The 15,282-nt window shown below is 40.1% G+C and carries 12 protein-coding genes, 1 pseudogene and 1 riboswitch; of the genes and pseudogenes, 6 read left to right on the top strand and 7 right to left on the bottom strand.

Going from position 1 to position 15,282, the window contains the following annotated elements; all coding sequences use genetic code 11:
* The first annotated feature begins 344 nt into the window (after positions 1 to 344).
* Positions 345 to 434: riboswitch (TPP riboswitch) on the top strand.
* Positions 435 to 505: 71 nt separating this feature from the next.
* The 4 genes from RM529_RS02735 to RM529_RS02720 are packed head-to-tail and all read left to right on the top strand — an operon-like array spanning position 506 to position 3,210.
* Positions 506 to 1,228, top strand: coding sequence for a class I SAM-dependent methyltransferase (locus tag RM529_RS02735; protein ID WP_311483217.1), 723 nt, complete (start codon positions 506 to 508; stop codon positions 1,226 to 1,228).
* The gene (locus RM529_RS02730; RefSeq protein WP_311483216.1) at positions 1,228 to 2,283 is read left to right on the top strand and encodes an AIR synthase family protein; all 1,056 of its coding nucleotides are present in this window, start codon (positions 1,228 to 1,230) and stop codon (positions 2,281 to 2,283) included. Before RM529_RS02735 ends, RM529_RS02730 begins: the two co-directional genes overlap by 1 nt.
* Positions 2,280 to 2,936 carry a thiamine phosphate synthase gene (locus RM529_RS02725; protein WP_311483215.1) on the top strand — a complete coding sequence of 219 codons (657 nt, stop codon included), beginning with the start codon at positions 2,280 to 2,282 and terminating at the stop codon, positions 2,934 to 2,936. The genes RM529_RS02730 and RM529_RS02725 overlap by 4 nt, the downstream gene beginning before the upstream one ends.
* The gene (locus tag RM529_RS02720; protein WP_311483214.1) at positions 2,917 to 3,210 is read left to right on the top strand and encodes a Trm112 family protein; all 294 of its coding nucleotides are present in this window, start codon (positions 2,917 to 2,919) and stop codon (positions 3,208 to 3,210) included. The genes RM529_RS02725 and RM529_RS02720 overlap by 20 nt, the downstream gene beginning before the upstream one ends.
* A 65-nt stretch (positions 3,211 to 3,275) precedes the next feature.
* Here the strand turns inward: RM529_RS02720 and RM529_RS02715 are convergent, their stop codons facing one another.
* The 5 genes and pseudogenes from RM529_RS02715 to surE all read right to left on the bottom strand — a co-directional run bounded on the left by RM529_RS02715 (position 3,276) and on the right by surE (position 10,860).
* The gene (locus RM529_RS02715; RefSeq protein ID WP_311483213.1) at positions 3,276 to 3,905 is read right to left on the bottom strand and encodes a cation diffusion facilitator family transporter; all 630 of its coding nucleotides are present in this window, start codon (positions 3,903 to 3,905) and stop codon (positions 3,276 to 3,278) included.
* A 22-nt stretch (positions 3,906 to 3,927) separates the two neighbouring features.
* On the bottom strand, positions 3,928 to 5,127 hold the full coding sequence (locus RM529_RS02710) for an efflux RND transporter periplasmic adaptor subunit (RefSeq protein WP_311483212.1): 1,200 nt from the start codon (positions 5,125 to 5,127) through the stop codon (positions 3,928 to 3,930).
* Positions 5,128 to 5,137: 10 nt separating this feature from the next.
* Positions 5,138 to 9,478 carry a CusA/CzcA family heavy metal efflux RND transporter gene (locus RM529_RS02705; RefSeq protein WP_311483211.1) on the bottom strand — a complete coding sequence of 1,447 codons (4,341 nt, stop codon included), beginning with the start codon at positions 9,476 to 9,478 and terminating at the stop codon, positions 5,138 to 5,140.
* An 85-nt stretch (positions 9,479 to 9,563) separates the two neighbouring features.
* Positions 9,564 to 9,728 (bottom strand): annotated as a pseudogene (locus RM529_RS18110) (DUF6660 family protein); the annotation flags it as partial.
* A gap of 400 nt (positions 9,729 to 10,128) precedes the next feature.
* On the bottom strand, positions 10,129 to 10,860 hold the full coding sequence (gene surE / locus RM529_RS02700; RefSeq protein WP_311483210.1) for a 5'/3'-nucleotidase SurE: 732 nt from the start codon (positions 10,858 to 10,860) through the stop codon (positions 10,129 to 10,131).
* 211 nt (positions 10,861 to 11,071) lie between these two features.
* Between surE and RM529_RS02695 the strand changes: the two genes are divergently transcribed.
* A complete protein-coding gene (locus RM529_RS02695; RefSeq protein ID WP_311483209.1) occupies positions 11,072 to 12,004 on the top strand; it encodes a diacylglycerol/lipid kinase family protein in 933 nt (310 codons plus the stop codon).
* A gap of 99 nt (positions 12,005 to 12,103) precedes the next feature.
* On the opposite strand, the gene RM529_RS02690 is transcribed toward RM529_RS02695, so the two are convergent.
* Both RM529_RS02690 and RM529_RS02685 read right to left on the bottom strand, forming a co-directional pair.
* Positions 12,104 to 13,000, bottom strand: a complete 897-nt coding sequence (locus tag RM529_RS02690) for a carbohydrate kinase family protein (protein ID WP_311483208.1) — start codon at positions 12,998 to 13,000, stop codon at positions 12,104 to 12,106.
* An 84-nt stretch (positions 13,001 to 13,084) separates the two neighbouring features.
* Positions 13,085 to 14,416: a sugar porter family MFS transporter gene (locus RM529_RS02685; RefSeq protein ID WP_311483207.1), complete on the bottom strand. Its 1,332-nt coding sequence runs from the start codon at positions 14,414 to 14,416 to the stop codon at positions 13,085 to 13,087.
* A 214-nt stretch (positions 14,417 to 14,630) separates the two neighbouring features.
* Here RM529_RS02685 and RM529_RS02680 point away from each other — a divergent pair, with 214 nt between their 5' ends.
* The gene (locus tag RM529_RS02680; RefSeq protein ID WP_311483206.1) at positions 14,631 to 15,239 is read left to right on the top strand and encodes a VOC family protein; all 609 of its coding nucleotides are present in this window, start codon (positions 14,631 to 14,633) and stop codon (positions 15,237 to 15,239) included.
* The last annotated feature ends 43 nt before the right edge of the window (positions 15,240 to 15,282 follow it).

Here is a 15,282-nt window from a genome sequence, read left to right as displayed (position 1 = left end):
GGGAGGTAATTCCCGGTCTAGAAGCAAAGACTGTAGCAGGTGCAGCAACAGTCGCAGCTGAAGTAAGCATTGTTTTGAATATGAAATCTCTTCTCGTGGTCATAATATATTGTCATTTAATTAGCTTTATAAAAGCAAAGATTTAATTTACAAAATAGCTTTCAGAAAAAACTTCTTACCGGAAAAAAAGATGAGCATGACAGAAATAATCTTTTTCCTCAATTAGAATCTATGCGAATTTTTGAAGCTTACCTATTGCTGTCGATTGTAAATTGTATACTCCAAAAATTTTAAAAAACTGTTATAATTAAAAAGATTATCCAACAGATTAATCTTAACTTTGCATTTATTGCACGGGGTGCCTGTAACGGCTGAGATAATACCCGCTACCTGAAATGGATAATGCCAACGTAGGGATGCAGCTTTAAAATATTTCCATTTTAAACTCCATTCTATCTGGCTATCCAATAATAGAATGGAGTTTTTATTTAAATAAGCTACTAAAATGGAGATAGAGAAAAGTAACTTTCAATTACTTCCCAAAACACATCAGAACTGGCAGGAAAGGCCGGAATGGTTTTTTAACCGAGAGCATACAGACACCTATGAGCAATGGTATGAAGGAAGGTACAAACGTGCTGAAGTCTGGCAAAAAAAAGTAATGGAACAGCTTGTATCCAAAGATACAAGGGTTAAAACCTTACTCGAATTTGGTTGTGGAACAACCCGGTTCACACGCTGGTGGAAAGAAATTGGTATTGAAGCTACCGGGGGAGATATTTCTCCGCTAATGCTTTCCCAGGCTGTAAACCTGTTCGACGGGGATTTGGTAATGGCCGATTCTCATCATATGCCTTTTAAGGATAATACGTTCGACTCCCTGGCTTTTATAACCACCTTCGAATATTATAAAGATCCCGTAAAAGTGATACAGGAAGCAGCAAGAGTTGGAAAATATGGAATAGCAATGGGAATGATGAACAGAAATTCTCCTAAGGTTGTCCGGAGAAGGATTCAGGAAATCTTTGGTAAAAATCCTTTTTATCTTACTGCAACTTTTTATACACCGTCAAAGTTGACTTCTATTATTAATGAAGCTCTAAAAGGTAGGGAATATACTATCGAATGGTCTTGTACCGGCCTGCCCAAATGGTTTCCTGTACAACAATGGGGAATTCCTTATGGAGACTTCTTTGGCTTATATGTACAATTTAAAGATGTAGACTAATGAGCAAGGAACTGGGAAAAATTCAGAACGAAACTTTTGAAGATATTATTTTTAATAACTGCGGGCGTTCAAGGCAGGAAGTTAGCGTAGGTCCCGCATTTGGTGTGGATGTTTCTGTAGTAGATCTTCCTAACGGACTTGCGCTCGCATCTACCAGCGATCCGCTTTCTCTTATTCCTTCTCTCGGCCTGGAAGAATCTGCCTGGTTATCTGTTCACCTAATGGCAAACGATATGGCAACAACGGGATTTGCGCCTATGTATGGACAAATGGTGCTGAATTTACCTGCGGGTTTTTCCAGGGAAGATTTTAAAACTTACTGGCAGTATATTCACAAGTTTTCTGATGATATAGGCCTAGCACTTACCGGCGGTCATACAGGATTTATAGAAGGTCAAAATTCCACAATATCGGGCGGAGGTACTTTTTCTACCGTAGCTCCTAAAAAGGATATTTTAATTTCCAGAAATGCAAATCCAAATGATGTTATCCTCGTGACCAAACAATGCGCCTTATCCTCCACTTCTATCCTGGGAATGAGCTTTCCGGAAACTGTGAAGAAGAAGCTGGGAAAAGAGGTTTATGAGGAATCCTGCAAGAATTTCTATCAGACCTCATCGTTAAAAGATGCTTTGGCGGCAGCAGGTAAAGAAGAGAAACATAAAGATGTAACGGCTATGCACGACGTTACCGAGGGCGGGGTTTTAGGAGCAATTTATGAACTGGCCCGGGCTTCCGGTAGCGGAGCTCAGGTTTATAATGAATTATTACCGGTTGGTAACGTACAAAAGCAGATTTGCGACTTATTCTCCATAGATCCCAGGTTCAGTATTGGTGCCGGTTCTATGATTATTACCTGCAAAAAAGGAAGTGAGCAGGATGTTATCGCGAGACTAAATGAAGAAGATATTCGCTGCACCGTTGTCGGGGAAATTACTGAAAAGGAAGAAGGAATAAAGCTAATGGACAACGGAATTAATAAAGAACTCCCCTACCCTTCTGAAGATCCTTACTGGAGCGCATTCTTTAAAGCATTAAATTCAGGTTGGAAATGACGAAAATTGCCAAAATAAGAGGCGGACTTTATCTTGTTCTGGATCCTTCCATGCACAGGAATGAATTATTCAGAAAATTAAATGAAGTATTCCAAGAAAAAATTGCGGTAGTCCAGATCTGGGATAATTTCCCTCCGTCTATAGACGAGGTGGAATTGGTAAATGAGATTTGTGATGTATGCCATTCCAGAGATGTTCCTGTTTTTTTAAACAATAACTGGCACCTTAAGAAATCTACCCGTGCAGATGGGATTCATTTTGATATAATTCCTGAGAATTTCAGCGAAATACGAGAAGAATTGAGTGCAGGTTGTATGTTTGGAGTGACTTGTACCAATGATTTGTCGGTAATTCATTGGGCTGAAGAGAATAAGCTGGATTATATTTCCTTTTGTTCCATTTTTCCGTCTCAAACCAGTAACAGCTGTGAATTAGTTTCGTTTGACACCATCAGAAAAGCAAGAGAAATCACCTCGATGCCCATTTTTCTTGCGGGAGGAATTCAGTATCAAAACATTAAAAATTTAAAGAATATCAAATTTGAAGGTGTTGCTGTTATTTCGGGAATTATGAGTTCCGAAGATCCAAAACAGGCAACCAGAGAATATTTATCAGAATTAAAGCGTATAAAAAATGAGAATAGCCACAATTAATAAACTCTGCTGTCCTTTCGATAAAAAGGACTTAAAGCTTACCATAATCACCAAAGATGTTGAAGAAAACATTCTTGAAGGTTTCTTAACCTGCAAAAGCTGCAACAGGATTTATCCTATGGTAAAAGGGATCCCCATAATGAATCCTGACGAATACAGGGAATTTAAGCTGGAACAGCCCCTTCTTGAAAAATATCAGTCTCACTTAAAAGGGAAGAAAATTGAAAATTTCAGGCTCCTGCCAAATGATGATGAACCAAAAGAAATTGTGTAGGATCTAATCGTGGACAACTTATCGAAAATTGCCAAATTAAGCACCAATCCCGGGAGGTGGTACAGCTATTCCGTTTTTACATTTTTACCATTGTTATACGCCTCCCAGCCTTCTTTTAAGGCATAGGGAACAATTAGAAGGGCAGCTACGGGATCTGCCCACCACCAATCGAGAAAATGTACTGCCAGGATTCCTCCCAGCACGGCTATGGTTTGATACAGGCAAACAAAAGTGTCCTTGGAATCTGCAATTAATTCCTTACTGTCAAGTTTTTTGCCGTATTTGTATTTAAACCAGATCAGGAATGGGTTTACCACAAGGGAAACCAGCAGAATTATTAATCCCGCTGTACTCCAATCAGGAATTTCTTTATTAATTAATTTGGTGATAGAATCGTATGTAATAAAAGTACTTATTAGAAAGAAGGAAAGGGCAATAACAAACAGCGTGATCCTTTCCCTCCTTTGCACTTTTTTCTTACTTATATCATTCAGTTCGCCGTTAAGACGCCACCAAAGTGTACTTCCGGAAATAACTTCCACAACGCTATCCAATCCCCAACCAATTAAGGCAGAGCTGCCGGAAGAAAATCCTGCAATTAAGGAAACCAGGACCTCCATACTATCATAGATAATATTAAAGGTCTGGAGATTTCTTCCTTTTCTTAGATTACTTTCTCTTTGTTGATCTTTCATAATTAAGAATTAGCAGATTTTATTAATGGCTATGGCCACCTTCTCCTTTTTGCATTTGAGCCTGTAAATAATATGCATTATTGTAAGCGAACTGCGTACCGGGTGCTACCGGAGATAAAAAGTTAACAGCAACCCAGCCTCCACTACTCACACCAGTGGTAATTTTCACCGGCTGGAAACTCCAGGCATCTCCTTCCTTTTCTGCCTTAAAAGCAAATAAATCATCACCATCCCGGCCAATAGCAGCTTCAGGAAGGGCTGTAGTTTCAGAATTATCGGTTAAAATCCTTCCGCGAACATACATTCCCGGGATAAGGTTTCCTGGCCTGTTGTTTATTTCGGCATGTGCATGCACAGCTTTTCTTTCCCTGTCAAAAGATTTACTAATAGAGATAATTTCAGCATTAAGCTCCATTCCTCCCAGTGATTCTACAATGATTATAACCTCCTGCCCGGCTGTGACCTTAGAAATATCCCGTTCAAAGACCATAAGGTCGGCATGCACATCCTGGGTGTTCACCACTTCAAACATCGAGGTTTGTGCTTCTACAAACTGACCAGTTTTTACATTTGTTTCCTGCACAGTACCTACAATAGGACTCTTTATGGCTATACGCTGATTAATATTTCCCGCCTGAATGTTTCCTGAATTTAAATTGAGTAACTGCAACTGCGACTTTAATCCCTGCACCCTGCCTTTCGCATTCTGAAGTTCGGCTTCTGCCCGCTGAAAAGTTTCTCCCGAACCTACCCCGGCTTCATATAATTTCTTCTGCCTGCTAAATTCTTTTTCCTGGAATTTCAGCTGATTAGAGGCATTAAGAAAATCCGTTTGAACCTGGATAATATCGGGGTGGGAAATATAAGCCAGCACCTGTCCCTTACGTACTTCCTCCCCTTCAATAACCATTATTTCAACCACATTTGCTCCAATTACAGCAGTAACCGAAGCTTCATTTTGCGGTGGTACCTCCAGTTCCCCGTTAGCTTCCACAAAGCCTGCCATATTGCGTTCCTGCAGTGAATCTATCTCCATTCCCAAAGCATCAAATTGTTGCCGGGAAAGCATGGCTTCCTCTATTTCATCGTGACCTCCTTCTTTCTCTGTATGTTCTTCTGAAGGGACTATTTCATTTTTATCTTCAGAATCTTTACATGAAGTAAGGCTGAAAAAAGTAAAGATTACGAGTAATAATATGGTATTTATTGTTTTTATTTTCATTTTAATGCTGTTAATCGTTAAGAAAAAATTGAAGATTTGCATACGCTTTCAAGTATTGCTGAAGGGAATCCAGGGCATTTAATTCCACCTGTACCACCTTGTCCAGGATGTCGATAAATGCCAAATATGCTATTGCTCCTTCGTTAAAAGCAAGCAATGCTCCTTCCTTTTGTTCGGTAGTTACGGGTAAAGCTTCTTCTTTATAGTATTCCCAGGAAGCCTGCCATTTCTGATAATTTTTTAGCGCCTGTGAAAAATCCACCTCCAGTTGTCGTTTCTCAAAATCCGCAGCGCCCTCTTCCATTTCGGCTTCTATCTTTGCAGCCTGTGTATTGCCATAGGTTTCTCCTGAAAGAAACGGAATGGACAACCCTGCCTGATAACTGTAAAATCCGCTGTTACCGTTTACTTCCTGAAACCCGTATTGTAAGTTTAACTTCGGAAGCAAAGCTACCCTGGCGGCCTTGTGTTCTGCTTCGGCTACTTCCACGTTTTGCCTGGAAACTTCCAGCATCGGGTGCTCCTGAAGGTTTTCAGCTAAAAATTCTTCATTTACAATAAACTGAAAGTCCATTTCCTCCGGCACCGAATAATAACTCTCCTCTCCCAGCCAGAGGTTCAGCCTTTCAAGAGCAGTGGAATAATCGGTATATGCCTGTTCCTTTTGCATTGTTATCTGATTAACCTCACTTCTGGCGGTAATCATTTCCAGTCTGGAAATTGCCTCTACTTCATAGCGAATGGAAACAGCATTTTCAAACTGTTGATAAATAGAATCTAGTTCTGAAAATAAAGTGTATTTCCTTTTTGCTACAAAAGCTTCAATCCAGGCAGATTTCACCTCCCGCGCCACCTGCAGTTCAGATAATTCAAAGGCTTTTTCTGCTAAGAAAATCCGCTCGTTCTGCAACCGCAGTTTTGGTGCTATCCCTAAAATATCAATTCCCTGTTGCTGAAATCCCAGCCTGGTATATACTCCGCGGTCGTTTGCAATTTCTTCCCCCCCGGTTAATACCTGGGTGGTTCCAAAATCCCACGCCGACTTTCTCAAAACTTCCTGCTGTTCTACTTTAAGCTGTTTATTTTTTAACAGCGGAAAATTTTTAACAGCTAGTGCCTCTGCTTCAGCCATTGTTAAGACGGGAAAATCATCGCTTTCCTGCGCTGTCAGATTTTTAGGAACAAAACATAAAACAGACAGAACTATAGTAGCAATCACGGGTTTCCCAATAAAGTTCCTGCCGGTTGAACGTTCTTCCACCATTTTGTAAAGGATTGGCAAAATAAACAGCGTTAGAAATGTTGATGTTAGTAATCCGCCAATTACTACCGTTGCCAGCGGCCTTTGCACCTCTGCCCCGGCCGATGACGAAATGGCCATTGGTAGAAATCCAAGAACATCTGTAAGGGCAGTCAGCAGGATTGGTCGTATTCGTCTGCGTGTTCCCAGGCTTATACGTTCCTGTAGGTTGGTAACTCCTTCTTCCTTTAATTCATTTAAACCACTAATCAAAACGAGTCCATTAAGCACTGCCACTCCAAATAATACAATAAATCCTACTCCGGCAGAAATACTAAAAGGCATATCCCGCAACCACAGTGCGTAAACTCCGCCAATAGCTGCCAACGGTATAGCTACATAGATCATCGTGGTCTGTTTAAATGATTTTAAAGCGAAATAAATAAGAATGAATATGAGCAACAGAGCGATGGGCACTACCACCTGTAACCGGCTACTTGCTCTTTCCAGATTTTCGAATGCTCCACCGTACCTGATATAATATCCCGCCGGCAGATCAAATTCCGCATTCAGCTTTGTCTGGATGTCCTCTACCACAGACTTTACATCGCGATTCCTGATGTTTACACCAACGTTTATTCTTCTGTTAGTATTATCGCGGCTTATTTGCATTGGCCCGGGCTTATAACTTACCTCTGCTATTTCCCGTAGCGGAATTTGATTTCCTGAAGGCAAAGCAACATACAGGTTCCTGAGATTATCAATATTCGTACGGTGCTCTTCATCCAAACGGACGACCAAGTCGAACCGCCTCTCGCCTTCAAAAATAACCCCGGCCTTTCCCCCGGCGAAAGCAGATTGGACCAGAGAATTAAGATCGTTGATATTCAATCCATATTGTGCAACTTTGCTCCTGTTATAGTTCACTGTAATTTGGGGAAGACCTGCAGTTGCTTCGACCTTCATATCTGCAACCCCTTCTACGGTGGAGATAATACTTCCCATCTCTTCAGCCTTTTCAGCAAGAATGTTCAGGTCTTCGCCATACAATTTTATGGCAACATCTTCCCGAACGCCGGTAAGCAATTCATTAAACCGCATCTCCACTGGCTGTGTAAATTCGTAACTCACTCCCGGAATAATACTCAGGGTTTCCTTCATTCTCTCTATAAGCTCGTCTTTTGTATCTGCTGAAACCCATTCGGAACGGGGTTTTAGAATAACGAAGCTATCGGCCAGGTCCATAGGCATAGGATCTGTAGGCACATCAGAAACCCCAAACCTGCTCACTACTTGTTCAATTTCGGGATATTCACTTAGCAGAAGTTTTTCTATTTTGGTGGCTGTTTCTGTTCCTTCAGTTAAAGAACTACCCGGTTTCATTATGATATGAAAGGCAATATCACCCTCATCCAGCTGCGGTACAAATTCTCCACCCATTCTGATAAAAACGAAAACAGTAAGTGCTAAAAGGGCTATTCCTACACCTAAAACAACTTTTCCTTTATCCAGAGATTTTTTGAGAAGAGGTTCATACCTGGCCTCAAGCCAAAATATAAATTTATCGCCCCAGGATTTTTTTTGTGTCGTGGGCGCCTTTAGGAACAACGCCGAAATCATCGGTACATACGTAAGGCACAGGATCATTGCGCCCAGCATGGCAAACATAAAAGTGAGTGCCATTGGCCTGAACATTTTTCCTTCTATCCCTTCCAGCGCAAGGATGGGCAGAAAAACGATGAGGATGATTAATTGTCCAAAAAACGCCGAATTCATCATCTTCTTTGCAGAACCGGAAGCAATTTCATCTTTCTCTCCCTGAGTTAGCTGCTTGTTTTTATTGATCCTCTGGTAAATGAGAAATACTGTACTTTCTACAATAATTACAGCACCGTCCACAATAATCCCAAAGTCAATAGCACCCAGGCTCATTAAATTCGCCCAAACATCAAACACATTCATCAAAATAAAAGCAAAAAGAAGCGATAACGGAATCGTAGAAGCAACTATTAATCCGCCCCTCCAGTTTCCCAGCAACAAAACCAGAACAAAAATTACTATCAAACCTCCAACCATCAGGTTTTCACTAATTGTACCCGTGGTTTCGGCAATAAGTTCGCTCCTGTCCAAAAAGGGTTCTATGGAAACACCTTCGGGAAGTGATTTTTGAATTTCATCTATCCTGGTTTTTACATTTTCTATGACTTCGTTAGAATTCGCGCCTTTCAGCATCATTATCATTCCGCCTACTGCTTCCCCCTCTCCGTTCTTTGTTAGAGCTCCATAACTTACAGCACTTCCTGTCTTTACCGTAGCGACGTCCCTTACAGTTATCGGCACTCCTCCGGAAGTTGTAATGACAATATTTTCTATATCCTCCACACTTCTCGCCAATCCTTCCCCACGTATAAAGTTTGCCTGGTGGTTACGTTCAATATAAGCTCCGCCGGTGTTTTGGTTATTGTTTTTAAGTGCAGTGAAAATATCTGAAATACTAAGGCCAATCGCCCTGAGTTCATCAGGATCTACAGCAACTTCGTACTGTTTTATACGGCCGCCAACACCGTTAACTTCAACCACTCCCGGAACCATTGCCATTTGCCGCCGTACAATCCAGTCCTGTATCGTGCGGAGTTCAGCAAGGCTGTATTCCTCTTTATAAGGCTCCGCTACTTCCAACGTGTACTGATAGATTTCTCCAAGTCCGGTAGAAATGGGCCCCATAAATGTATTACCAAATCCTTCGGGAATTTCTTCTTCCACAGCCCTCAGTTTTTCACCCACCAATTGCCTTGGCAGATAAGTTCCCATATCGTCTTCAAAAACAATGGTTACTACTGAAAGGCCAAACCTGGAAACCGACCTTATTTCTAAGACTCCGGGAAGGTTGCTCATGGCCACTTCAACGGGGTAAGTGACAAACTGTTCAATATCTTCGGTACCTAAGTTGGGAGCCTGTGATATTACCTGCACCTGGTTATTCGTAACATCCGGCTGAGCATCTATGGGTACCTGGCTCATGCTCCACATTCCGAATCCAATAAGAACAAGGGTTAATAAACCAATTATAAATTTATTATTGATTGAAAAATCAATGATTTTATCTAACATCTGGTATTTTTATTTAATTCAGAAACTAATAGAAGAATAACTTAAGTAGTCATTCACGACAGGACATAGGTGTCCCTGGTCTGAATTAAATACGGGGTGGTTGAAGCAGGGAGCTGGAAAAATCTTTTTCCGGTGCTTCCAATCTTGTGGAAATAAGAGTGAGAATTTCGGGAGTAAAAATAGAAACTTCTGTTGATTGCAAATTTACTACATGCACATGGCAGCAGTGGCAATGGCAGAAAGGAGGACATAGATCTTCTGATGAGCCTTGCGGATTATCACTTTCAGCCTAAACTTCTATAGAAACCTCAGAATCTGAAGAAGAAGTCTGCGGCTCATCTGAACAATCCAGGAAGTTAAGTCCTAAAAAGTAAAAAGATAGTATTAGTGCTGCTATTTTCACAATGCAAATATAGAAATTATCTTGAACAGCAAATCGCTTACCGCTACAGATCTTCAGATTTACTCAGATATAGATTCCGGATAATCAGAAGGTCGGTTCAATTTTTTAAAATCAGGTCCCTGTCTTAAAATGGCAATTTTCGATATTTAGTACCGTTCAGAACCTTAAAGGCTTTTCTTCTGCAGCAGTTCTTATCTTTAACAGGACATGACCAAACAAGATTCAATTATGTTCAAAAAACCTGTTGCTATTTATCTCTTTTTCTTTCGTTTAAATAGTTATGATCGGTAAGGTCCAGGATCATTGGGGTAATACTGGTTTTGCCATGCCTTACCGCCCAGCGATCTGTCCCTTCTTCAACTTCTTCAATCTGTACTACGGTAAACCAGTAATGCTGCCTTCCCATGGGATCTTTATTGGCTATTACCTTACCATCATAATGCCTTACAGATTGGTGTGTCCAAAGGATCTCACCTTCAGGAGATCTGGGAAAGTTAATATTGAGCAGTTTACGTTCCTTTTCGTGCACCACTTCTTTAAGAGCATCAGAAACGAAAGGTTCCAGCGCCTCAAAATCTGTATCTTCTTCTCCTACTGAAACGCTTAATGCAATCCCCCTGATATCAAAAAGAACAGCTTGTCTTGCCGCGGAAAGGGTTCCTGAGTGCCATGCAGAATTTCCCAAGTTTGAGCCTATGTTAATACCCGAAAGCACCAAATCTATGTCTTCAAATAAGTGAGCGCCAAGTGCTACACAATCTGCAGGAGTGCCACTCACACGGTAAGCTTCTATTCCTTCAAAGTGAATAGGCGATTTTTTATAGGTAATTGGTTTTCCCGAAGTTATAGCCTGTCCCATAGAAGATTGCTCCACATCTGGAGCCATAACTATTACTTCACCATATTTTGCTGCTGCATGTGCCAGGCAGGAAAGACCCGGACTATAAATTCCGTCGTCATTGGTTACCAGTATTTTCATAATTTCAAATTTTTGGTTTAGGTTCTTCTACTTTAAATTACAAAAACCAATGTTTTCTTTAGCCTTTATTTCTGAAAACTGATAAACTTTATAGTTCTTATAACAGGAGGCTAACATTTATTCTTAAAGATTATTTTTTCAATCTTAAGTTATCGTTAATCTGAAAGTAGAGACAAATTTTGTGATTAACTTTATTCATAAATCTCTGCACATGAAGATGGTACAAATAGTTCATAATCCCACTGCGGGTAGCGGCGAACATAATAAGGAAGAGTTGATAGAAATTGTAGAGGCTTCCGGTTATCGCGCCCAATACATTTCTACCGACTATGTGTTTTGGAAGAAACAGCTTGATCTTCAGGAAACCGATGCTATTTTACTGGCCGGAGGTGATGGTACTGTGCGAAAACTGGCAAAAAATCTCATTAAAAAAGATCCTTCGCATATGGTGCCCATTCATTTAATGCCTTTAGGGACTGCAAACAATATTTCTAAAGTACTTAATGTTGCGCAAAATAAAGAGCATCATGAGATAGATCTAAATAGAAAAACTACGAACTTTAGCTACGGAAAGATTAAAAGTACAGTAAAAAAAGACTTCTTTTTAGAAAGTTTTGGCTTCGGAATATTTCCAAAGTTAATTTCAGAAATGAAAAAGAGAGATTCTCCCGATGATCCTGACAAAAAACTGAAGCAAACCCTGCAAGTACTTCTTGAAATTGTAAAAAGTTACAAGGCAAAAAAGGCAAAAATCAAAACCAGTGGCTTCAAAATAAAAGGTGTCTTTTTGCTTGTGGAAATAATGAACATTAAACTTATAGGCCCAAATTTTACACTGGCTCCAAATGCCCATCCGGCAGATGATCATTTCGATATGGTTTTAATTCCCGAAGAAAAGAGAAAAGACCTGGAGGGATATATTAGAAAACTTATAGAAAATAAAGCCTGTCATGCAGACCTGGAAAAAATTGTTACTGTGCTGCCGGTGCAAAAAGCCAGCCTTAAATGGAGCGGTTCCAGGGTTCATGTTGACGATACCCTTATTTCCGATTACTTCGGAAGTAAATTCAAAATAAAATTAGCTTCAGATCATTTACGATTTTTTACTGATGTTCCCGAAAAATCTCCTGAAGGTGAAAAATAACTAATTTTACTCGATAATCGAGATTTTAATGCTCCGGGGCTTGCCTCGAAATTGAAAATGATTTCTTCTTAATGCTTCGTGGGCTTGCCCCGAAGCAGTTTACTCTTTCGGATTCACAAAAGCTTCAATATCGGCAGTGGACAACTTTGGATTTGCACCTTCTTTAGCTGCCACCAATGCTCCAACCGCACAGGCATAATCTAATGCCTTTTGCGGATTTTCGTCTGTTAAAAGTTTTGCGATTAAAGTGGCCAGAAAAGAATCTCCGGCACCTACCGTATCTTTCACATTAGTTTGAAATCCGCTGTTATAGTACAATTTGCCCTCTGTTAAAAAAACTGCTCCGTGCTGCCCTTTGGTTACACAAATGGAGCGTGCCGAAGTTTTTTCAGAAATAAAATTAAGGTTTTGCTCCAGGGAATTAAATGGTGAACCCATCATTTCTGCAATTTCAAAAAGTTCGTCATCGTTAAATTTGATAATATCGGCCTGCGCAATCAGCTTCTGTAAAACCTCATTTTCATAATGTGGCGGCCTTAAGTTGATGTCTAAAACCTTGAGTTTTGCTTCCGGTAAAAGTTCAAAAAGTGTGTTGCCGCTAACTTTGTCCCGGCAAACCAAACTTCCGAAGATAAAAACTTCGGCTTTTCTTACAGAACGTATAATTTCTTCGGAAATAGCAATTTTATCCCAGGCAACCGGATAGGCAATTTCGTAAGTTGCAGATCCACCTGAAGAAAGGCTCACATTGACCACTCCGGTAGGATATTTTTCATCTTTGGCAATGTTTTTCACCTCAATATCAGCGGATTTTAAATACGAAATAAGCTTTTCCCCTTTTTTATGGTTTCCAACCCGGCTTATCATTTCGGTATTGATTCCGAAGCTACTTAAACGGGAAGCTACATTAAGCGGGGCACCGCCAATACGTTCTTCATCTGGAAATACATCCCACAGAACCTCTCCAAAACAAACTGCTTTCATATCCTGTTTCATCTTGTTCAATTTTAATCGGAAAATTTCTTTGATTTCATTACTTACGGTCGAAAATTGACATTTTAGGCACTACACTTAAGTTGGTTACTTCCTATTCGATCTGCCAAGGGAAAACTCTTTGCCAAGCTCTTCCAACGACTTTCCTTTAGTTTCGGGCATCATAAAGATTACGAAAAATAACTGCAGAATCATCATAAAAGTAAAGATTGAAAAAACAAACCCCGGCCCTACCGCAGAAATAAGAAAAGGAAAGACTGAAGGAATTGCGGCAGCCAGCAGCCAGTGGGTGGAAGATCCAAATGCCTGGCCTGAAGCCCGAAGATGGTTCGGGAATATTTCAGAAATAAAAACCCATATTACCGCTCCCTGTCCTATGGCATGTGCTGCTATAAAAATGAATAGAAACAATGGCACGTATAATCCCTGCCAGTCCAGAAAGAAAGCTGCTGCTACCAGCGACAGGGAAATTATGTAGCCAATTGAGCCAACCAGCATGAGCTTTCTTCTACCTACACGATCTATTAAAAACACACCAAGAAGGGTGAAAAGTAAATTTACAACTCCAACTCCAATGCTGCTTAACAGGGCTGTACTCTCACCAAGACCGGCAGATTCAAATATTCGTGGAGCATAATATAAAAAAGCATTAATACCTGATAACTGGTTAAAAAAAGCGATTAGAAAAGCAAGGATCAAAGGAAAACGATATTTCTTCATGAATATATTTTCCCCTTTTGCTTCTGCTTCAGACTGGGATTTTATCTCCTTCATTTTTGCCTCTACATTGTATGTAGGATCGATAATTTGAAGTACTTCCATTGCCTCTTTATCCCTTGAGCGCGAGATAAGCCACCTCGGACTTTTTGGAATAAAAAAAACAAAGATCATATAAACCACCGCAGGAATAGCCTCTACACCCACCATCCAGCGCCAGGGTTCTTCCCCGGTATTTCTTAGCAGATAATTTGAAAAAAAGGCAATTAAAATTCCGAGTACGATATTAAATTGATACAAAGATACCAGCCTGCCCCGGTTTTCCTGAGGAGCAATTTCTGAGACATAGGCAGGAGCTGCGATAGTGGAAGCTCCTACTCCCAAACCGCCAATAAACCTGAAAACAGCAAAGGAAATTGGATCGTTTACCATTGCAGAACCAAGTGCGGACACAAAATAGAGTAAACCTATTACCAGAAGTGTATTTTTTCTCCCAAACCTGTTTGTTGGAAAACCTCCAAAAAGAGCTCCCACCACAGTTCCCCAAAGGGCCATTCCTATTACTACAGAACCATGAAAAGCATCTGTTGTGCCCCATAATTCCTGGAGCTGCTGATCTGCTCCTGAAATTACAACCGTATCAAAACCAAAAAGAAAGCCCGCTAATGCGGCACTTATGGACCAGGTAAAAATCTTCTTCATATTAACATTTTAGTGCTAACTTATCAGGAAAGCAGCAGTTGGATTATTTGATTTTTCATATTCCAAACCTTGGAAGGCTTCAGGAGCTGAGGGCAATTTAGTTAAATATTGAGAAAAGCTTCAGGTTTCTATTAAAATGAAATCCAAATCAGAAAATTCCTTTTTAAATATGATGAAAATTAATTTTTTGCTACCTTTTTAAAAAGAAGAAGTTATGAAACCACTTTCCAAAGACCTAAAACTACATCTTCAACTTTTTAGAGGAATAATTTTTATTTTTACTGCACTTGCTTTCAGCTCTTGTAACGACCGTAAAAATGTTTCTAAAGACGATAACACTTCTTCCGAAGCATTTAACGATCAGCAAATCGGGCATATCGTACTGCAGGTTTCAGATTTACAAGAATCACAGCGTTTTTATGAAGACTTCCTGCATATGAGAACCAATGAAGAAGCCAGTTATAACGGCAAAAAGCGTATCTTTTTAAGTGCTACAGAAAGTCACCACGAACTGGTTCTAAAGGAAGGTTTGCAGGAAAGAATTGCCACCAGTAAAAGGTACCTTCAACAATTGGCATTTAAGCTGAACAGCCGCGAAAAACTTGCGGAATATTATCAAAACCTGGAAAGGGAAAACTTAAATCCCGAACTTAAAGATAACCAGATTAGCTGGTCGCTTTATTTTTATGATCCTGACAGTGTTTATATAGAATTGTACTGGGACGTGCGGGATGAAGAATTTGGTGATCAAAAATTAAGGGGAATACAGGAAGAATTGAGTCCGGAGCAACTTCTTAACGGCCCAAATTCTGGAGAGTTATAAGTTTTGGCTTCTTTTTCAGTTAAAATCGAAAATTATATTCAAT

Source organism: Autumnicola edwardsiae (genome assembly GCF_031846505.1).
GTDB classification, from domain to species: domain Bacteria; phylum Bacteroidota; class Bacteroidia; order Flavobacteriales; family Flavobacteriaceae; genus Autumnicola; species Autumnicola edwardsiae.
The sequence above is the reverse complement of the archived record's forward strand: the minus strand, read 5'-3'. Positions and strand labels throughout refer to the sequence as shown.